Consider the following 19,519-nt stretch of genomic DNA (forward strand, 5'->3'; position numbering starts at 1 on the left):
TCGACCGTGGTAGGAATCCCCGGGCTTTAGCCCGGGGAGCGGAAGTCAATGGCAGCAGCGGCGCCTGCGCTCGTGGGAGCAGCGCACGTACATGGACCGGTACGGCGCCTCGCTGGTGTGGGCCGCGTACGACCTCCAGACCCGGCTGTACAACGTCCTGCACGGCCATGTGATCGACCTGGACCCGTCGCGGGGGAACGGTTTCCTGACGTCGTTCCTGACGCGGGGCAGCGACCGGGACGCGGAGTTCGTCCGGCGCAGCACCGTGTTCGTGCTCGCGGAGTACCTGGGCTGGGTGGAGATCCTGCGCCGGGACGTGCAGTTCCTGGACCTGGGCACCAGCCGGCTCAACTCGCAGGTGACGCTCCAGATCTCCCGGATCGGGTCGAGCCTGTCGAAGATCGACGTGGCGAGCAGCGAACTGCGGCTGTTCCGCGCCCAGCAGCGGGCGGTCGGCGAGCTGATGATCCACCCCGACGGCGAGCCGGGCCGTAGGCGCTGCCTGGGCTACGCCGAGTTCTGCGGGAAGCTGGACCAGGACGCCGCCTTCGCCGGCTGGTTCGGCGTGCTGCTGGCCGATGTGGACCGCCTCGCGGCGGACACCGCGCCCGCCGTGGCCCGACTCCAGGTCGTCCAGCAGCAGTTGGTCGAGCTGATCGACCTGCTCGACCCGAAGCGGATACGGCTGCCGCAGTTCCGGCTGACCTTCGACCGGGCCACCCACCGCATCCGGTGAGGCCCCGCGGGTCAGTCGACCTCGCTCATCCGCGCCGCCTCGGCCGCCGACGCCTGCGTGGGCGTGAGGCGGCCTGCTCGGCGCCCCGGCACGCGCTCGACGGCCACGGCGGACAGGCACAGCAGGGCCGCGAGCACGGAGAAGACCGGGAAGATCGCGGTGGCGCTCCAGACGGTCGCGCCGATGCCGACGAGCAGCGTGGGCGTGATGAGCGCACCGTACGCGAGCAGGTAGAACATGGACATGACGGCCCCGCGCCGTTCGGCGGGGATGCGTGCGGTCAGGTGGCGCAGGGAGCCGCCGAAGGCGAGCCCGTAGGCGCCGCCCTGGAGTGCGACCGTGGCGATGATGACGACGGCGTTGCCGGTCGCGAAGCCGCCCACCCCGGCCAGCATGAGCACGGCGAGCGCCGTGTCGCCGACAAGGGCGACGGTGCGGGCCGGGTGGCGGGCGCTGATGACCTGGGTGAGGGCCGCGGCGAGGGTCACGGCCGCGATGACGACACCGCCGAAGAACGGTCCGTGGACGTGCGCGGCGTCGGCGGCGATCGACGGCTCCAGCGAGAAGCAGACCCCGAGCACGGCCCAGGCGGCGCTGGCGCCGATCACGGCGAAGACGAAGCGCCCGCGGATCTCCCGGGGCACCTGCGGACGGGGGATTCCCAGTGGCGCGGCACCGGCCGAGGGGTGCGGTTCGCGCATCGCCAGGAGGAGGACGAGCAGGACGAGGGCGATGGCCGCGTCGGCGAGGTAGGGCAGGACCAGGGGGTGGAAGCCGGTCTGGGCCAGGCCCGCGGTGCCGAGCGCGGCGACGGCGATGCCGACGTTGAACGCGATGGCGGTGAGGGTCCCGCTGCGGGCGGCCCGCTCGGGGTCCACGTCCAGGAGCGCGGCCCCGCCGACGACGACGATCGTGCCGATCCCCAGGCCGTTGAGCATCCGCGCCACGACGAGGTACCCGGGCCCCGCGGCACCGACGAAGACGGCGAGCCCGGCGAGCAGCAGCAGGACGGCGGCGACGAGGACGGGCCGGCGGCCGTACCGGTCGGACAGGGGCCCGGAGACGAGGATCGCGACGACCGCCACGGCCCCGTACGCGGCGAAGATGACGGTGGTCAGGAAGGGCGGGTAGTGCCACTTGTCGGCGTACAGGGAGTAGAGCGGCGAGGGGATGGCGGAGGTCGCCTGCCCGAGCATGGGCAGGGCGAGGAGGGCCGCGTAGCGCCATGGCTGGGCGCGGCGGCCCGGGGAGAGTGCCTTCACGAGGACTCCAGGGAAGTATGATGTGGGTCGTACTTCGGGGATGCTAGGGAGAAGTACGATGAACGTCAAACTTGGAGCCGTCTGATGCCGTCCTGGGAGATCCCGCCCGACCAGTTGCCGCCCGTCGCCCCCGTCCAGAAACTCCTGCGCGCCCTCGCGGACCCGGTGCGCCTGGAGATGGTCCGCCGCCTGGCGACGCACCCCGCGGCCGAAGCCCCCTGCTCGGACCTCTACGACGGCCTGAACAAGTCCACCGCCACCCACCACTTCAAGGTCCTGGTCGAGGCGGGCGTCCTCCACCCGGTCATGGTCGGCCCGTCCCGCGGGCACCGGCTGCGCCGCTCCACCCTCCAGGAAGCGGCACCGGGCCTGCTGGACGCGCTGATGACCGCCATCGCGCGAGAGGGCTGACGGTCTCGGGACCCGGCGGTACGGCGGGTGCCGGCTGCCTCCCGGCGGCCGCCCGCAGCCTCGGGTGCGGCGGCCCGCGCGGTCAGTCGGCGGCGGGGCAGCCGAGGCGGGTCAGGGCCGCCTCGGCCTCGGCGAGGTCGGCGGGGGCCGCGAGCGCGCGGGCGCGCAGCAGGCGGGCGCGGGCCGCGCCGACGGGCCGGTCGGCCGACGCGTAGCCGCGGGCGGCCCGGTCGGCGATCTCGGCCGCCGCGGCAAGGTCGTCCTGGCGGAGCCGGACCCGGGCCAGCGCGAGGAGCGCGTCGGCGGCGCGGACGACGAACCCGTGCTCCTCGGCGAAGGCGGCGGCCGCCGACGCGTGCACGGAGGCGTCCTGGAGCCGCCCGGCGGCGGCCGCGACCTCCGACAGCCCGGTCCTGGCCCCGGCCTCCACGTACGGCAGGCCGTTCTCCCGGGCGACGGACAGCGCCTGGCGGTAGAAGGGCTCGGCGCCCGACGGCTCGCCGGCGGCGAACCGCACCCGCACCGCGCCCGCGGTGAGCAGGGACTCCGCCTGGACCAGCGGGTCCTGCGTGGTGCCCGCGACCCGCAGCGCGGCCTCCGCCGCCTCCCACGCCAGGTCCCGCGCCCCGCGGTCGCAGTGGATCGCCGCGAGGTGGGAGTGGCAGTCGGCCTGCCACGTCGTGTCGTGCGACGCGCGGACGGCCGGCAGCGCCATGTCCGCGTACCGCAGCGCCTCGTCCAGACGGCCCAACGCGTGTGTCGTACCGACCAGGTTGACCATCGCGCGGGCCCGCTCCTGCTGCCCGTCGGCCAACTCCAGGCTCTTCAATAGGTGTTCGTGCGCCTCCCGGGTGCGGCCGATCGGCAGGCACACCGCGGCGAGGTTCAGGTGCGCGCCGAACTCGCTGTGTGCACGCCCGAGTTCGCGGTTGAGCACCAGCACCTCCCGCAGGCACTCCGCGCTCTCGGCGAGCCGCCCGGCCCGCCACAGGGTCCCGGCGAGGTTGTTGAGCGCGGTCGCCGCGAGGTCCGGCCGTCCGGCCTCCCGCGCCAGCGCCCCCGCCCGCCGGTAGAGCGGCACCGCCTCGGCGGGCCGGCTGGTGTGCATGTGCATGTCGGCCGCGCTGAGAGCGGCCACCGCGCGGGCGCCCGCGTCGCCGTGCGCGGCCGACGCGGTGAGCGCCGCCTCGGCGACGGCCTGCCACTCCGTGACCCGCACGCTGCGCCAGAAGTACCCGCGCAGCCGGTCCGCGAGCAGCCACGCGAAGGCGTACGGCCCCTGGCGCGCGCTGTGTTCGACCGCGGCGACCAGCGCGCCGCGCCGCTCGTCGAGCCAGCCGCGCGCGCCGACCACGTCCCCGTCGTACGCGGGCAGCGGCGCCGCGGGGGTGCCGGCCGGCGCGCACAGGCTGTTCCAGCGCGGCGCGAGGACGCGGACGGTGGCGTCCACCGCGTGGTGGTACCAGGTGAGCAGCCGCTCCAGGGCCGCCGCGCGCTCCGCGGCCGGGTCCTGGTCGGTGGTGCGCTCGGCGGCGTACTCCCGCAGCAGGTCGTGCGCGCGGTAGCGGCCCGGGCCGTCCTCCTCCAGCAGGTGCAGCCCGGCGAGCCCGGTCAGGCAGGCGCGGGTCTCGGCGGCGGGGCGCCCGGCGAGCGCGGCGGCCGCCGCGACGTCCACGGTGCCGCCGGGCACCAGGCCCAGCAGCCGGAACAACCGGGCGGCGGCCGGGTCGAGTTGGTCGTAGGACCAGGACAGCACCGTGCGTACGTCGCTGAGCGGGTCGTCCGCGACGGCCAGCGCGTCCAGGCTGCCGCCCGGCCCGGTGCCGCCCGCCGCCGCGGCCTGCTCGAACTGGGCGGCGAACCCGGCGAGCGTCGCCCCGGGCTGCCGGGAGACCTGCTCCGCGACGATCCGCAGCGGCAGCGGCAGCCGCCCGCACACCCGGGCCAGCCGGGCCGCCGCCTCCGGCTCCGCGGCCGTACGGTCGCCGCCCACGGCGGTGGCCAGCACCGCCGCCGCCTCGCTGTCGGTCAACTCGCCCAGCGGCACCGAGCGGGCGCCGTCGCGGATGACCAGCCCGCTGAGCCGGTTGCGGCTGGTGACGACCGCGCAGCAGCCGGCCCCCGGCAGCAGCGGCCGCACCTGCTGCACGCTGTGCGCGTTGTCCAGGACGACCAGCGCGCGCCGCCCGGCCAGCGACGTCCGCCACAGGGCGCGCCGTTCGTCGGCGTCGGCGGGCATCCGGTCGGGGTCGACGCCGAGTTGGGCCAGCAGCAGGCCCAGCGCGTGGTGCGCGCCGACCGGGGTGTCCGGGCCGAAGCCGTGCAGGTCCACGTAGAGCCGGCCGCCCGGGAAGTGCCGCCCGGCGGTGTGCGCCCAGTGCACGGTGAGCGTGGTCTTGCCCGCGCCGCCGATGCCGTGCACGACGGCGACGGCGGCACGCCCGCTGCCGTCGCCCACGGCGGCCGGAAGCGCGTCGAGCAGGGCGAGTTCGGCCGTGCGGCCCACGAAGCCGTCGGTGCGGGCCGGCAGGAGCGAGGGCGGCGCGGGGGCAGGAGCGGTGGCGGGGCCGGACTCCGGCGCCTGCGGCGGGAGTCGGGTGGGCGAGCCGGTCGGCGCGATCCCCCGGGCGGACCGGGGTCCGGTGTCCTGGCGGAGCAACCGCTCATGGGCGGCGCGCAGTTCGGCCGACGGCAGCGTGCCGAGCTGGTCGTCCAGCAGCCGCCGCACCGCCTCGTACGTCTCCAACGCCTCCGCGAGGCGGCCCGCGGCACCCAGGGCGGTGAGCAGCCGCAGCCACAGGGACTCCCGCAACGGGTGGCGGGAGGTCAACTGCTGCAAGTCGGCGAGGAGTTCGGCCGACGGCTCGCGGTCCAGCCGCAGTTCCAGGTCGGCGCGGCGCTCCACCGCGCCGAGGTACTGCTCGACCAGCGCGGCGGCGTACGCGTCCTCGACGTGCGGGGAGCCGACGTCCGCGAGCGGGGCGCCGCGCCACAGCGCGAGCGCGTCGCACACCAGCCGGTGCGCCGCCGGGACGTCCGCGGCGGGCGAGGCAGGCGAGGCGGCGCCGGGTGCGGGGAGGCCGGGGCACGCGGCCCGGGACGCGTCGAGCAGCCGCTCGAACCGCAGCGCGTCCACCCGGTCCGGCGGCACGTCCAGCCGGTAGCCCGCGGGCGCGGTCCGCACCGACTCCTCACCGAGCAGCGTCCGCAGCCGGTTGACCAGCGTGTACAGGCTGGAGGCCACATGCCGGGGCGGCTGCTGCGCCCAGACGCACTCCACGAGTTCGCCCTTCGCCACGGTACGGCCGGCCCGCAGCGCGAGCGCGGCGAGCAGTGCGCGCTGGCGCATGCTGGGCAGTTCCACCGGGTGGCCGTCCAGGCGCAGCAGGAAAGGGCCGAGTACGGCGATGTCCAACGTGGCCATGGATCTCCTGCCGTACCCCGGTGCGTAGCGCCATGCGGGGCGGACCGGAGCCACGGCGGGGCGGTGGACGCCCGCATGGGACGACCACCTTACGCGGAGCGGGCGCCCGGGCGGGCGCGGTCGGGCGGAGGGCACACGTGGTCGGGCCGAGGGCACGCGGCGAGCCCCCTCCTCCGTCCATGGCGGCGGAGAAGGGGGCGAGGGTCCGGCAGACCCGCCCGCATCGTCACCTGCGGGCGGAACGGGGTGATCGGCCGGGCCCGGCTCGTGCGCGGACCAGGTGCGGCCTCGGGCGCGTACGAGGGGCGCGGCCCGTCAGCAGCCCGGCGGGTTCGGCGACAGCGAGTCGATCAGGATGTTGTCCGGCCAGTACGACCAGCCGTTGACGCCGGTGGCGCGGTCCAGGATGTGGTACCAGTCGCCGGGAGCCTCGCAGTAGATGTACACCGCCTGGCCCTGCTGGCCCTGGCCGAGGATGGTGTAGGCGGTGCTGGGCCCGGAGCGGATGTTGACGCCGCCGGCGGTGAAGAACCCCGTGGTCGTGGTCATCGGCGCCGCCTGCGTCGCGGGCGCCGCGGTGGCGGCGGCCCGCGTCCCGGCGCTCTGCGGGGCGGCCTGCGCGGTGGCGGCGGACAGGCCGCCGAGCGCCAGGACCGCCGTCGCGACGGCCGCCACCGCTGTGGCGCGGCTGCGGAACCGGGTGGTGTGCCGGGTCATCGTTCTCCCTCAGCTTGACGCGGATTCGGACGCCCGGCGGCCCAGGACGACGCGGCAGCCATGACCGCACGACTGCCGTCCCCCGTCCGTCCTGCTCACCGCCGGGCATGCGACCACTCAAGCGGCACGTTCTCTCAGCAGCCTCTCAGGAACCTCTCAGCTCAGCCGTCAGCGCGGCCACCGCCTCCTGCTGCCGGCGGTGCAGCGCGTCCACTGCCCGGCGCAGCCCGCGCAGCCGCCCGTACATACGGCACCTGGCCTGCCAGGGGTGCCACAGCGCCTGGAGCAGGAGCTGGGCGGTGGCCCGCCGGTACTCCTCGCACGCCGTCACCAGGACGTCGAGCGACTCGCCCAGCACGCCGCCGGCCCGCAGGTCCGCCAGCCGGATCGCCTCGCACTGGAGGGCGCGCTCCTCCGCGCCGCCCGCGAAGTCCAGCACCCGGCGCGGCACTCCGGCCGACAGCGCCGCCACCACGAGCCCGGAGAAGGCCGCGCGCAGCGCGCGCTCCGCGTCGGCGCCGTCCTCCAGCACGGCCATGACCCCCAACTCCAGGGACGCAGTGCGCCGTTGGGTGCCGATTCCGCGGCCGACCCGCCCGGTGGGGCGCGGCACCACGTCGCTCACCGCGTCCCGTACCGCGGTGATCTGGTGGAACTGCTGCATGACGTCCGCGCGCAGCCGGCGCCGCTCGTGCACGCGGGACACGTACGTGGTGACCGCCGCCCCCACCACACCGCCTGCCGCCGTGTAGGCCAATCCGGCCAACCCGGCTACTCCTCCCACCCGTTGCCCCCTACTGACGCAGCGTCATGTTCGTGCTGTCGCCGAAGTGGACGGCGGCGGTCGGACGATACTCCGGGCCGCCGGGTGCCGCGGGATCAGACGGTGATGACGCGGCGCCCCCGGGTGTGGCCCGCCTGGCTGTCGACGTGTGCGGCGGCCGCCTCGTCGAGCGGGTACGACCGCGCGACGGGGATGTGCAGCCGGCCGCGCGCGATGAGGTCGGCCGCCTCGGCGAGGGCGTCCGGCACGCTCCCGGCCACCCCGGAGAAGCGGACGCCGTACCGCGGGGCGGTGAGGTCGGCGATGGTGAGCACCGCGCCCGGGTCGCCGGTCAGTTCGACGAGTTCGCGGACCACGCCGGCGCCCGCCAGGTCGAGGGCCGCGTCGACGGGGCGGCCGAGCCGCCGGACCCGCTCGGCCCAGCCGTCGCCGTACGTGATGGCCTCGGCGCCCAGCTCGCGCAGGTAGTCCTGGTTCGCGGCCCCCGCGGTGCCGACCACCGCGATGCCGCGCTCACGGGCGATCTGGAGGACCGCCGAGCCGACGCCGCCCGCCGCCCCGCTGACCAGCAGCGTCTGCCCGGGCTGTATCCCCACCTCGCGCAGGACGCGCAGCGCGGTCTCCACGACCGACGGGTATCCGGCCGCCTCCTCGAAACTCAGGCCCGCGGGCATCCGCGCCCACGCGGACAGCACCGCGAACTCGGCGTAGGTGTCGGTCCCTTCGCCGAACACGTGGTCGCCGACGGCGACGCCCGTCACGCCCGGGCCGACCTCGTCCACCACCCCGGCGGCGTCCAGCCCGACCCCGGCGGGCAGTTCGACCGGGTGCGCGGACAGCTTCTGGCCCTCGCGTATCCGCCAGTCGACGGGGTTCACCCCCGCCGCGCGCACGGCGACGCGCACCTGTTCCGGGCCCGCGTGGGGCTCCTCGGCGTCGATCAGGCGCAGCACTTCGGGACCGCCGAACTCGGCGTGGCTCACTTTCCTCATGCCGCCGACCATAGCACTAACGGTTAGTTTTTTGAAACAGATATTGTTTTGTATCTGCTAAGGTGATCATCATGACCACGCCGCCCGGGCGCCGCGAGCGCAAGAAGGCCGCGACCCGCCAGAAGATCGCGGACACCGCGATGCGGCTCTTCCTGGAGCGGGGATACGACGCGGTGGGCATCCGTGACGTGGCCGCCGAGGCCGATGTCGCCGTGACCACGCTCTTCTCCCACTTCGCCGCCAAAGAGGCGCTGGTCTTCGAGCAGGACACGCAGTTCGAGCAGAGCCTCCTGCGGGCGGTCGGCGAACGGGCCCCGGACGAACCGCTCGTCCCGGCGCTGCGCCGCGAGATCCAGGCGCTGGTGCGGCACTGCACGGCCGACGCCGCCGCCCCGACCTGGCGGATGATCGACTCCTCGCCCGCCCTGCGGGAGTACGAGGAGTCGATGCGGCTGCGGCACGCGGAGTCGCTGGCGGCGGCCATGGCCGCCGACCCCGCCCTGGCCCGGACCCCCACGGCCTGCCGGGCGATCGCCAGGTTCGTGATCGACGCGTACGCGGTGGCGCGTGAGGCGCCCGACCCGCAGGCCGCGGTGGACGAGGTCTTCGTGATGGTCGAGGCGGCCTGGCAGGCGTCCGCCCGCACCTGACCGCGCCGCGGGGTCAGCGCAGCGGCAGGCTCTCGACGGTGAAGTCGGGGCTGGTCTGCGGATCACCGTAGAGGTACGTGTCCATCTGGGAGTTGGTCACCAGCAGCCGTCCGCGGCTGACCGCCACGCCGGTGACGGTGTCGGCCCCGGGGTAGGTGCGGGTGGCGACGACATCGGCCCGGTCGGCGCCCGCGGACAGCCGCAGGGTGTCCACCTCGTTGTCGACGGAGCGCGCGACGTACAGCGTGTTCCCCCGCCGGACGATCCCGTCGGCGCTGGGCAGCGCGGGCGCGGCGATCCGGTGCACCTCGCCGGTGGCGAGGGTGAGCCGGTAGAGCGCGCCGCTGTACCAGTAGCCGATGATCAGCGACCTGCCGTCGGGGCTGGTGACGATGCCGTTGCCGTTGGACTGCCCGGCCACGTAGTCCGGCAGGCGGTAGGCGACCTGGAGCGTGCGCTGGGCGCCGGTGGCGGGGGCGTGCACCTCGGCGGCCGGCACCCGGTAGACCACCGCGCGCAGGGAGTCCGTGAGGTAGACGTCGCCGTTCGGTGCCACGGCCTCGTCGTTGACCAGCGTCTTCTCGCCGGTGTCCGGGACGCGGTAGGAGGAGACGAGCTGCCCGGCGTCGGTGTAGACGAAGAACCGGCCGGTGAACGCGCCGGCGACCAGCAGGCGGTCGCCCGCGGTCTTGATCCCGGTGGCCTGGGTGCGGCCGTCCTGCCCCGCGGGCAGGAAGGGTTCGAGCCTCTTCGCGCCGGGGCTGCCGCGGTAGACGGTGCCGTCGGCGATGCTGCCGGTGTAGACGTGGTGGCGGTCGGCGGCGATGCTCTCGGGGAACGCGTCACTGCCGTCGACCGTGATCGGGTAGGCGGCGGAGGCGTCACCGGGCCGGTGGGCGGGCGCCGCGGCGGCGGGGAACGCGGTGGTGACCAGCGCGGCCGAGGCCGCGGCGAGGGCGCCGAGGGTGAGGGCGCCGCGCCGCCAAGTGGCGGGCGCGACGGCGTGGTTGAGTGTGCGGTGGGACATGGAGGGGGACCTTTCCCCGGCCGTCGCGGCCGGGAGGGAGTGGATACGTCCGGGCGGCCGCACCGAAAGGCGCCGTCCGGGGGAGGGGACCGGCGGGAAGCGCGGCCGGGCAGGTGCCGTCGGTGGGTGCCGTCGGGCAGGCACCCTGGGGCGGGTGGTGCTTACGGGCCCGGGTCCGGCGGGGCGGCGCACGGCGGGTCAGGCCAGTGCGGCGGCGACCGCCTCGGCCGGGGTGGTGGTCGGGCGGCCGATCAGGCGGCGCAAATCGCCGGAGTCGGTGAACAACTCGTCGCGGCCCATGGCCAGATCGGCGTCCACCAGGACCTCCGCCAGTTCGGCGGGCACCCCGGCCTCGACCAGCACCTTCGCGAACACCTCGGGCGCCAGGTCGCGGTAGGCGATCGGCTCCCCGGTGGCGGCCGCGATCACCGCGGCCAGCTCGTCGAGGGTGAACGCCTCGTCGCCGCCCAGTTCGTAGACCTGCCCGGCGTGGCCGTCGGTGCTCAGCGCGACCGCGGCGGCGTCGGCGTAGTCGGCCCGGGTGGCGGCGCTGATCCGGCCCTGCCCGGCCGCCCCGACCAGCGCCCCGGCGGCGCGCACCTGCGGGAGCTGGACGGTGTAGTTCTCCAGGTACCAGCCGTTGCGCAGCAGCACCGTCGGGACGCGCTCGCGCAGGTACTGCTCGGTGGCGTGGTGGGTGGCCGCCAGGATCGTGCCGGAGGTTTCCGCGCGCAGCATGCTCGTGTACGCCACCAGCGACGCGCCCGCCGCCACCGCCGCGTCGACGGCCCGGCGGTGGTTGGCGACGCGCTCGGACGGGGTCGTGGTCGAGACCAGCAGCAGCTTGTCCACGCCCTCGAAGGCCGCGGGCAGGCTCGCCGGGTCGGCGAAGTCGGCCCGGCGCACGGTCACGCCGCGGTCGGCGAGGTCCGCGATCCGGCGGGGGTCGCGGCTGGTCGCCACGATGTCGGCGGCCGGCACCCCGCGGGCCAGCAGCGCTTCCACGGTGAGCCGCCCCAGCTGTCCTGAGGCCGCGGTGACCACGGTCGTCATAGGTCTTCAACTCCTCTCCGACGCGGGCTTTCCGCGCCGAGAAACCCAGGATGACCTGGTCGCTCTCCTTCAGTAAGGAGCCACTTCCGGGTAAGGTGGCCACCTCTGCGAAAGGAACGAGGTGAGGCGCGTGGTGCGCGCAGGCGAGGTGATCGAGCCCACACCGTCCTGGGACCCGTACACGCGGGGCTGCCCGTCGCGTGACCTGCTCGACCAGATCGGCAGCAAGTGGGCGGTGCTCGTGCTCGGCGAGCTGGCCCGGCACGGGGCCTGCCGCTTCACGCGGCTGCGGCAGGCGCTCGCCGGGGTGAGCGAGAAGATGCTCACGCAGACGCTGCGGACGCTGGAGCGGGACGGGCTGGTGCGGCGGACGGTGTACCCGGAGGTGCCGATCCGGGTGGAGTACGAACTGACCGGGCTCGGGCAGACGCTGCGGGAGCCGCTCAAGGCGCTGACGGAGTGGTCGGTGCGGCACGTCGAGGAGGTGCTCGCGGCGCGCGAGGAGTACGACGGGCGCGACGGCGGGCGGTAGCCGTACCGGCCGCCGGTGGTGCCCGGCGGCGGACCGCCTTCCGGGGGGCGTGCCGGCTGCGCCCGCGTGTCGGGGGCCCGGGGGCGGTGGGTGCGGCGGGAGGCTGGGCGCCCGGAGCCGTAGAGCCGTGAGCCGTAGAGCCGTGAGCGGTAGCGGTGAGCGGTGAGCGGTGAAAGCCGTACAGCCGTGGGCCGTACGCGGTGAGCCGTACCGAGGCCGCACCCAGAGAGGGCGAGAATGTCCGAAGTCACCACTCCGTTCGCGACCGGCACCCCGTGCTGGATCGATCTGATGGCACAGGACCAGCAGGCCGCGCTGGACTTCTACCGCGACCTGCTCGGTTGGCAGGGCGAGGTCGGCGGGGAGCAGTTCGGCGGGTACGCGGTCTGCGAGCTGAAGGGTCGGCCGGTCGCCGGGATCGGCCGGGCGATGGCGGCCGAGGGCCAGCCGGTGCCGCCGACCGTGTGGACCGCCTACCTGGCCACGACCGACGCGCAGGCCACCCAGGACGCGATCGTCGGCGCGGGCGGCACCCTCATCGCGCCGGTGATGGACGTCGGCGGCCTCGGGCGGATGCTGATCGCCGCCGACCCGCAGGGCGTCGTCTTCGGCGTGTGGCAGCCCGGCGACTTCTCCGGCGTCGGCATCGCCAACGAGCCCGGCGCGCTGATCTGGAACGACCTGCACACCACCGACGTGCCGGGCGCCACCGCCTTCTACGGCGAGGTGTTCGGCATGGAGATCAGGCCGATGGAGGGCGCGGACGGCTACTGGGAGCTGCGCGCCGGCGACCGGACCGTCGGCGGCGCCACCCAGTTGGACAACGACCCGCCCGGCACCCCCGCGCACTGGCTGTCGTACTTCGCGGTGGACGACGTGGACTCCACCGTGGACGCCCTGGTGCGGGGCGGCGGCAGCGTCCTGCTCCCGCCGTTCGACATGGTCGCGGGCCGGATGTCCGTGGTGGCCGACCCGCAGGGCGCCGCGTTCGCGATGATCAAGCCGAAGCCGATGTAGTACCGCCGTACCGCCGTAGTACCGCCGCACCGCACCGCGGTTTCCCCCAGGCGCCGCCGCTCCGAACTCCGGGAGCGGCGGCGCCTGTTGCGTGGCCGTTCACCGCCGGGAACACCCCCGTTGAACAGCGGAAAGTAAAGTAAGGCTATCCTAATTCACGTGAGAGTTGGGGAAGGGACATCCAGGCCGGCGGCAGCGCCGCCACGGCGGGGGCACGAGCTCGCGGCCGAGGGCGTGACCGTCGCGTACGACGGCGTCGACGTCGTCCACGACGTCGCGATCACCCTGCGGCCGGCCGAGGTCGCCGCGCTCGTCGGGCCGAACGGCAGCGGGAAGTCGACGCTGCTGCGCACCCTCGCGCGCCTCCAGCAGCCGCGCACCGGGTCGTTGACGCTCGACGGCGGCACCGAGGACGCGGCGGACTGCATCGCGCTGTCCGCGCGGGAGTTCGCCCGCAGGATCGCGCTGCTGACCCAGAGCCGGCCCACGCCGAGCGGCCTGACGGTGCGCGACGTCGTGGAGTTCGGCCGCTACCCCTACCGCGGCCGGTGGGGGCGGGCCGACCCCGGCGGCACCGAGGCGGTGGCGCGGGCGCTGGCCCTGACCGGGCTGGAGCAGCTGTCCGGCCGCGGCGTGGACCACCTGTCCGGCGGGCAGCTCCAGCGGGTCTGGCTCGCCGGCTGCCTCGCCCAGGAGACCGGCGTCCTGCTGCTCGACGAGCCGACCACCTACCTCGACCTGCGCTACCAGGTCGAACTCCTCGACCTGATCCGCGACCTCGCCGACGACCACGGCATCGCCGTCGGCGTGGTCCTGCACGACCTCGACCAGGCGGCGGCCGTCGCCGACCGGGTCGCCCTGCTCCACGACGGGCGCATCGTGGCCGACGGCACCCCCGAGGAGGTGCTGACGCCGGACCGCCTCACCGAGGTCTACGGCATCCGGATCACCGTGGACACCGACCCCGCGACCGGCCGGCCGCGCACCCGCGCGATCGGCCGCCACCACGCACGAAGCGAAAGGCACCACACCCCGTCATGAGACGTCTTCCCGCCGCCGCGACCGTATCCACCGCCGTCGCCGCCGCCCTGGTGCTGGCCGGCTGCGGCACCACCGAGAAGTCCGACGACTCCGCGAAGTCCTCGTCGACCGCCGGGAGTTCGACGGCCGCCGCCGGCCCGGTCACGCTCACCGACGCCTCCGGCACCACCGTCCACCTCGACCACCCGGCCACCCGTGTCGTCGCCACCGAGTGGGACGTCGTCGAGGACCTGGTCGCGCTCGGCGTCGCCCCGGCCGGCGTCGCCGACGTCAAGGGCTACACCACCTGGGACAAGGCCGCCCCGCTGACCGGCTCGCCCAAGGACATCGGCACCCGCGGCGAACCCAGCACCGACACCATCGCCGCCCTCACCCCCGACCTCGTGGTGGCCACCACCGACCTGTCGGCGTCCGTGATCAAGCAGCTGCGCAAGGTCTCCACCGTCCTGGTGGTCAAGCCCGCCGACGCCGCCGACCAGATCGGCACGATGACCAAGGGCCTGGACCTGATCGCCAAGGCCACCGGCACCACCGCCAAGGCCACCGAGGTGAAGAACGCCTTCACCGCCAAGGTCGCCGACGGCGCCGCGAAGCTGAAGGCCGCCGGCCTGGCCGGCAAGAAGGTCGCCTTCGCCGACAGCTACGTGGTCTCCAACCAGGTCACCGTCCGCGGCTACACCAGCGGTTCCCTCATCGGCGCCGTCAACGAGGAGTTGGGCCTGAAGAACGCCTGGACCCTCAAGGGCGACAAGGCGTACGGCCTGGCCAGCACCGACGTCGAAGGGCTCACGGGCCTGGGCGACGTCCAGTTCGTGTACGAGCAGAACGACTCCGACGGCGACCCGTTCGCGACCAACCTCGCCAAGAACGCGGTGTGGAAGTCGCTGGCGTTCGTGAAGGCCGGGCAGGTCCACCGGCTGCCCGACGGCATGTGGATGTTCGGCGGCCCGGAGTCGATGGAGGCGTACATCGACGGCCTCGTCGCCGCCCTCACGAAGTAGCGCCGTGGCCGTCACCGAGACAACCGCCACCGCCCCCGCCGCCGGTGCGGCCGCCGCCAGGTCCGGCCTGCCGGCGGCCGCGGCCGCGGCGGGGCTGCTGCTGGTGGTCGCCGCCCTCGCGGTCGTGGACATCACCCAGGGCACCGCCGCCGTCGGCGCCCACGAGGTGTGGAAGGCGCTCACCGGCCAGGCCGACCAGACCGACTCCTCCGTGGTGATCGCCTCGCGGCTGCCGCGGATGGTCGCCGGCGTGCTCGTCGGCGTCGCCCTCGGCAGCGCGGGCGCCGCACTCCAGGCGGTCAGCCGCAATGTGCTGGCCGCCCCCGACACCCTTGCGGTGAACGCCGGTTCCTACCTCGCACTCGGCGTGCTCACCGTCACCGGCGCGTCGATGCCGCTCCTCGCGTCCTCCGGCGTCGCCTTCGTCGGGGGCCTGGCCGCCGCGGCGGTCGTCCTCGGGCTGTCCGGCCTCGGCGCCGGCACCGTACGGCTGGTGCTGGCCGGCAGCGCCCTCGCGCTCGGGTTCGGCGCCGTCACCGACGCGCTGCTGCTGCTCTTCCCGCAGCGCACCAACGGCCTCTACCAGTGGAGCCAGGGCAGCATCAGCCAGAACGGGTTCGGCGGCGTCGACCAGATGGCGCCGGTCGTCGCCGCCGGGCTGCTCGGCCTGCTGCTGGTCGCCCGCCGGATCGACGCGCTCGCCCTCGGCGACGACGCGGCCCGCGGCGTCGGCATCCCGGTCCGCGGCACCCGCATCACCGTCGTGGTGCTCGCCGCGCTGCTGTCGGCCGCCGCCGTGACCCTCGCCGGACCGATCGGCTTCGTCGGGCTGTGCGCGCCCGCGCTGGCCCGGCCGCTCGCCCGCCGGCTGCGCGCCCTCGTCCGGGCCCGGGCCGCCGTGCCCTTCGCCGGGCTGGTCGGTGCCGCGCTCGTCCTCGGCGCCGACGTGCTGCTGCGCGCCATGGTCTCCAAGCAGGTCGCCCCCTCCGTGCCGACCGGCGTCGTCACCAGCATCCTCGGCGCGGTCTTCCTCATCGCGATGGCGATGCGGGCCCGCGAGTCCGGCGGCGCCGCCGAGACCGACCGGATGCGCATCCCCAGCCGGGCCGGCTTCGCGCTGTGCGTGGCGGTGCTCGCCGCCGTCCTGGTCGGCGTGGTCGTCGCGGGCGTGCTGCTCGGCGACACCAAGCTGCTGATGGGCGACGTCACCAACTGGGCGCTGGGGCGCGCCGGCCGCGGCGTCACCTTCGTCCTGGACACCCGGGTGCCGCGGGTGATGGCCGCGCTCCTGGCCGGCGCCGCGCTCGCGCTGTCCGGCACCCTCGTCCAGGCCGTCACCCGCAACCCGCTCGCCGAACCCGGCATCCTCGGGGTCTCCGGGGGCGGCGGGCTCGGCGCGGTGCTGCTGGTGACCTCGGTGCCGGCGGCCGGCGCGTGGAGCATCGCCGGGGCCGCGTTCGGCGGGGCCGCGCTCGCCGCGCTCGTCGTCTTCGGGCTCGCCGCGCGCGGCGGGTTCCGGCAGAACCGGCTGGTCCTGGTCGGCGTCGGGGTGTCCGCGGCCACCACCGCGCTGATCAGCCTCGTCATCGTGCTCACCGACCCCTTCAACGCCACCAAGGCGCTGACCTGGCTGTCCGGTTCGACCTACGGGCGCACTGCCCCCGACCTGCTGCCGGTGGCGGTCGTGCTCGCCGCGGGCACCTGCTACGCCGTCGTACGCCGCCGCGCGCTCGACCTCGTCGCGCTCGACGAGGACACCCCGCACCTCCTCGGACTGCGGCTGGCCCCCACCCGGTTCGGCTTCCTCGCGGTCGCCGTCCTGCTCAGTGCGACCGCCACCGCGGCGGCCGGCACGATCGGCTTCGTCGGCCTCGTCGCCCCGCACGCCGCCCGCGCGCTCGTCGGCCGCCGCCACGTCCGCGTCCTGCCGGTCGCGATGCTCCTCGGCGGCGCCCTGGTCTGCGCCGCCGACCTGCTCGGCCGCACCGTCATCGCCCCCGCGCAGCTCGGCGCGGGCCTCATGACAGCGGTCGTGGGTACGCCGTACTTCATCCGCCTGCTCTTCCGCACCCGTAAGTAGCCCGCCGGGGGAGCCGCCGCACCCGGGTCCGGTGCCCGGGTGCCGTACGGCGGTTCCGTGCGCCGACGGAGCCCGGGCCGCGCCGCTCGGCCGCGTACCTCGTACGGTTCCTGCTGTGACCTCTACGACGGCCGTCTCATTCCGCCGCGCCACCCGCGCCGACCTCCCCGCCATCGTGGCCCTGCTCGCCGACGACGTCCTCGGCAGCACCCGCGAGTCACCCGGCGACCTGTCCCCGTACGAAGCCGCGTTCGCCGAGATCGACCGGGACCCCCAGCACCTCCTGCTCGTCGCCGACCGGGCGGGCGAGGTCGTCGGCACCGCCCAGCTCACCTTCCTGCCCGGCCTGTCCCACCAGGGCGCGACCCGCGCCCAGATCGAGGCCGTCCGGATCGGCAGCGCCGCCCGGGGCACCGGCCTCGGCAGCGCGCTGATCGGCTGGTGCGTGCAGCAGGCGCGTGAACGCGGCTGCTCGGTCGTGCAGTTGACGTCCAACGCCGGCCGCGAGGACGCCCACCGCTTCTACGAACGGCTCGGCTTCCACCCCAGCCACGTCGGCTTCAAACTCCCCCTCGACGGCCCACCCGCCGGGGCATGACGAGCACGCGGGAGCTCTTCCTCCGGCCGTTCCCCCGGTCCGCTCCCTTGACATCGCGGCGGCTTCTTGGCCTTTTCGCCCCTGGTCCATAGTCGGCGCCGTGGACTGTGACGTAGACGTAGTAGTGGCCGGAGGCGGCCCGGTCGGACTGATGCTGGCGTGCGAGCTGCGGCTCGGGGGCGCGCGGGTGACCGTCCTGGAGCGCCTGCCCGACGTGGACCCGACGATCAAGGGCGGGGCGATCACCACGCCCTGCGCCGAGGCGCTCTACCGCCGGGGCATGCTGCCCGCGCTGGCCGAGGTGCAGCGGCGGACGGTGGACCGGTTCCGGGCCTTCATCCGCGCACAGGACGGCGGGAGCGGGGACGGAGCCGCGGGCGGAGACGGGGGCCAAGGGCTCGGGATCGTCGGGCACTTCGCCGGAATCATGCTGCGCGCCGACCTCGTCGACCGTACGGAGCCGGACCTCGGCGACGCCGGACCCGCCGCTGAGATCGCCTTCGTCGCGCAGCAGGACATCGAGCGGCTGCTCGGCCGCCGGGCGGACGTCCTCGGCGTCGACGTGCGCCGGGGAGTGGAAGTGACCGGCTTCGACCCGGACGGCGGCGCCGTCACGGTACGGACCAGCCGCGGGGCGATACGTGCCGGCTGGCTCGTGGGCTGCGACGGCGGTCGCAGCACGGTCCGCAAGCACGCGGGGTTCGCGTTTCCCGGTACCGACCCGGAGACCACCTGCCACCAGGCGGTCGTGGAGATGACCGGCGCCGAGGAGCTGAAGGTCGGCTGGACCGCCACGGACACCGGCGTGTACGCGTACGGGCCGATGCCGGGCCGCATCGTCACCGTCGAGTTCGGCGGCCCGCCGGCCGACCGGGACGCACCGGTCACGAGTGCGGACCTCCAGGCGCGGCCGCGCCGAGTCTCCGGCGGGGCGCGACTGGCCCATAACATCGATGTTATATATCATCGACGTTATGGGCGATGAGTGGTACACGATCGAGATCGAGCCCGAGGTGCGCCTCTGGCTGGCGAACATCCCTGCCCACCACTACGTCGTCACCGAGCAGAAGGTCGACCGGCTGTCGGAGAACCCCACGACGCTCGGCGAGCCGTACACTCGTCATCTCGGCGGCAAGCTCCGTGAGCTGCGCTTCGACCTCGACGGCAACGCCCAGCGCCTCACCTACTGGCTCGCGCCGGGCCGCCGCATCGTGCTCCTGACGGTGTTCCGCAAGACCAGGATGCGCGAGGCGGCGGAGGTGGTGCGAGCCCGGTCCGCTCAGGCCGTCTGCGAGGCAGGCCATGAACCGGCTGCCGAGCACGCCGTCTACAGCCGCGACATCAAGGAGGAACCGCGATGAACCACGCTGAGTGGAAGACCCGCCGCCGCCGTGAGCTGCTGGGCGAGGCCACCGAGGAGAACGCCGATTACGACCGGCTGTACGAAGAGGCCGAACTCGCGCACGATCTCGGGCAGATGGTCTACGACCGGCGGATCGCGCTGGGCCTGTCCCAGGCCGAACTCGCCGACCGCTGCCGCATGAAGCAGCCGCAGATCTCCCGCATCGAGGGCGGCGGCACCGTGCCCACGATTCCCCTCCTGCGGCGCCTGGCCCGGGCGCTCGACGCGGATCTGACGATCAACCTCACCCCGCACGGCAGTGCCGCCTGAAGCGCGGGGCGCGTCGGTGCGGGTTGGTTGTCACGGGATAGCCTCGGGCTGTGACGGACGCCTTCGTCGGTGACGACGTTCACCACCTGGCGTGCGGGATCTGCCCCTCCCGCCGTTTCCCGGTCGGGGAGTTCGACGTGTACGAACGGCCCACCCGGGACTGCCCGTTCGACCCGGCGGACGGGAACCGGTACACCGCGGAACGGGTGCCGGTGTGCGTCCATCCGGAGAAGGTCGGGCTCCCGGCGGGCCGGTACAAGAGCGACGGCACCGCCCCGGCCGTTCAACTCGTCCTGCCCGCCGACGAGTCCGCGCTCGTCCCCTACCTCCACGACGTGCTGTACGGCGCGGCGCCCGTCCTGCTGGAGGACTTGATCAAGCAGGCCCGAGCGGAGATCTCCCGGCACTTCCCGGGCCTGGACGTCACCACGACCCTGCGCCGCGCCCTCAGCTGACCGCTCGGGGTGGTACGGGCGCGGATGAAGGGGCGGGCCGCAGGGCCCGCCCCTTCGGGTTCGGCTT

20 protein-coding genes are annotated in these 19,519 nt (G+C 74.8%); 13 read left to right on the top strand and 7 right to left on the bottom strand.

The window, feature by feature from the left end; genetic code table 11:
* Positions 1-91: 91 nt before the first annotated feature.
* Complete coding sequence (locus tag AC3ERT_RS29880; RefSeq protein ID WP_435177902.1) at positions 92-736, top strand: hypothetical protein; 645 nt, start codon at positions 92-94, stop codon at positions 734-736.
* Positions 737-747: 11 nt separating this feature from the next.
* Here the strand turns inward: AC3ERT_RS29880 and AC3ERT_RS29885 are convergent, their stop codons facing one another.
* Positions 748-1,998, bottom strand: a complete 1,251-nt coding sequence (locus tag AC3ERT_RS29885) for an MFS transporter (protein WP_435177904.1) — start codon at positions 1,996-1,998, stop codon at positions 748-750.
* Between the two features lie 84 nt (positions 1,999-2,082).
* On the opposite strand from AC3ERT_RS29885, the gene AC3ERT_RS29890 reads away from it, so the two are divergent.
* On the top strand, positions 2,083-2,409 hold the full coding sequence (locus tag AC3ERT_RS29890; protein WP_435133819.1) for an ArsR/SmtB family transcription factor: 327 nt from the start codon (positions 2,083-2,085) through the stop codon (positions 2,407-2,409).
* 82 nt (positions 2,410-2,491) lie between these two features.
* On the opposite strand, the gene AC3ERT_RS29895 is transcribed toward AC3ERT_RS29890, so the two are convergent.
* The 4 genes from AC3ERT_RS29895 to AC3ERT_RS29910 form a co-directional block, all read right to left on the bottom strand.
* Entirely contained in the window at positions 2,492-5,833 is a 3,342-nt protein-coding gene (locus AC3ERT_RS29895) for an AfsR/SARP family transcriptional regulator (protein ID WP_435177906.1), read from the bottom strand.
* A gap of 315 nt (positions 5,834-6,148) precedes the next feature.
* Complete coding sequence (locus AC3ERT_RS29900; RefSeq protein ID WP_435133825.1) at positions 6,149-6,550, bottom strand: SH3 domain-containing protein; 402 nt, start codon at positions 6,548-6,550, stop codon at positions 6,149-6,151.
* A gap of 145 nt (positions 6,551-6,695) precedes the next feature.
* Positions 6,696-7,316: a hypothetical protein gene (locus tag AC3ERT_RS29905; RefSeq protein WP_435177908.1), complete on the bottom strand. Its 621-nt coding sequence runs from the start codon at positions 7,314-7,316 to the stop codon at positions 6,696-6,698.
* 113 nt (positions 7,317-7,429) lie between these two features.
* On the bottom strand, positions 7,430-8,326 hold the full coding sequence (locus tag AC3ERT_RS29910; RefSeq protein ID WP_335977061.1) for an NADP-dependent oxidoreductase: 897 nt from the start codon (positions 8,324-8,326) through the stop codon (positions 7,430-7,432).
* A 71-nt stretch (positions 8,327-8,397) separates the two neighbouring features.
* On the opposite strand from AC3ERT_RS29910, the gene AC3ERT_RS29915 reads away from it, so the two are divergent.
* Positions 8,398-8,976 (top strand): TetR/AcrR family transcriptional regulator, encoded by a 579-nt coding sequence (locus AC3ERT_RS29915; RefSeq protein ID WP_435133833.1) that lies wholly within the window; start codon positions 8,398-8,400, stop codon positions 8,974-8,976.
* A gap of 13 nt (positions 8,977-8,989) precedes the next feature.
* On the opposite strand, the gene AC3ERT_RS29920 is transcribed toward AC3ERT_RS29915, so the two are convergent.
* Together AC3ERT_RS29920 and AC3ERT_RS29925 are read right to left on the bottom strand one after the other, a co-directional pair.
* Positions 8,990-10,003 (bottom strand): SMP-30/gluconolactonase/LRE family protein, encoded by a 1,014-nt coding sequence (locus AC3ERT_RS29920; protein WP_335977056.1) that lies wholly within the window; start codon positions 10,001-10,003, stop codon positions 8,990-8,992.
* 198 nt (positions 10,004-10,201) lie between these two features.
* Positions 10,202-11,056, bottom strand: a complete 855-nt coding sequence (locus AC3ERT_RS29925; protein ID WP_435177911.1) for an NmrA family NAD(P)-binding protein — start codon at positions 11,054-11,056, stop codon at positions 10,202-10,204.
* A gap of 133 nt (positions 11,057-11,189) precedes the next feature.
* On the opposite strand from AC3ERT_RS29925, the gene AC3ERT_RS29930 reads away from it, so the two are divergent.
* The 10 genes from AC3ERT_RS29930 to AC3ERT_RS29975 all read left to right on the top strand — a co-directional run bounded on the left by AC3ERT_RS29930 (position 11,190) and on the right by AC3ERT_RS29975 (position 19,452).
* The gene (locus AC3ERT_RS29930; RefSeq protein WP_335977563.1) at positions 11,190-11,588 is read left to right on the top strand and encodes a winged helix-turn-helix transcriptional regulator; all 399 of its coding nucleotides are present in this window, start codon (positions 11,190-11,192) and stop codon (positions 11,586-11,588) included.
* Between the two features lie 237 nt (positions 11,589-11,825).
* Complete coding sequence (locus tag AC3ERT_RS29935; RefSeq protein ID WP_335977052.1) at positions 11,826-12,605, top strand: VOC family protein; 780 nt, start codon at positions 11,826-11,828, stop codon at positions 12,603-12,605.
* Positions 12,606-12,764: 159 nt separating this feature from the next.
* Positions 12,765-13,646, top strand: a complete 882-nt coding sequence (locus AC3ERT_RS29940) for an ABC transporter ATP-binding protein (protein ID WP_335977047.1) — start codon at positions 12,765-12,767, stop codon at positions 13,644-13,646.
* Positions 13,643-14,647: an iron-siderophore ABC transporter substrate-binding protein gene (locus AC3ERT_RS29945; protein WP_335977044.1), complete on the top strand. Its 1,005-nt coding sequence runs from the start codon at positions 13,643-13,645 to the stop codon at positions 14,645-14,647. The genes AC3ERT_RS29940 and AC3ERT_RS29945 overlap by 4 nt, the downstream gene beginning before the upstream one ends.
* A 4-nt stretch (positions 14,648-14,651) precedes the next feature.
* Positions 14,652-16,727: an iron ABC transporter permease gene (locus tag AC3ERT_RS29950; RefSeq protein WP_435177913.1), complete on the top strand. Its 2,076-nt coding sequence runs from the start codon at positions 14,652-14,654 to the stop codon at positions 16,725-16,727.
* A gap of 115 nt (positions 16,728-16,842) precedes the next feature.
* Positions 16,843-17,325 (top strand): GNAT family N-acetyltransferase, encoded by a 483-nt coding sequence (locus AC3ERT_RS29955; protein WP_435177915.1) that lies wholly within the window; start codon positions 16,843-16,845, stop codon positions 17,323-17,325.
* Between the two features lie 100 nt (positions 17,326-17,425).
* Complete coding sequence (locus AC3ERT_RS29960; RefSeq protein WP_435177917.1) at positions 17,426-18,310, top strand: FAD-dependent monooxygenase; 885 nt, start codon at positions 17,426-17,428, stop codon at positions 18,308-18,310.
* The gene (locus AC3ERT_RS29965; RefSeq protein WP_435177919.1) at positions 18,300-18,686 is read left to right on the top strand and encodes a type II toxin-antitoxin system RelE/ParE family toxin; all 387 of its coding nucleotides are present in this window, start codon (positions 18,300-18,302) and stop codon (positions 18,684-18,686) included. The genes AC3ERT_RS29960 and AC3ERT_RS29965 overlap by 11 nt, the downstream gene beginning before the upstream one ends.
* Positions 18,683-18,997: a helix-turn-helix domain-containing protein gene (locus AC3ERT_RS29970; protein ID WP_435177921.1), complete on the top strand. Its 315-nt coding sequence runs from the start codon at positions 18,683-18,685 to the stop codon at positions 18,995-18,997. Before AC3ERT_RS29965 ends, AC3ERT_RS29970 begins: the two co-directional genes overlap by 4 nt.
* 50 nt (positions 18,998-19,047) lie before the next feature.
* Positions 19,048-19,452: a hypothetical protein gene (locus AC3ERT_RS29975; protein WP_435177923.1), complete on the top strand. Its 405-nt coding sequence runs from the start codon at positions 19,048-19,050 to the stop codon at positions 19,450-19,452.
* The last annotated feature ends 67 nt before the right edge of the window (positions 19,453-19,519 follow it).

The organism is Actinacidiphila sp. bgisy145, assembly GCF_057708125.1.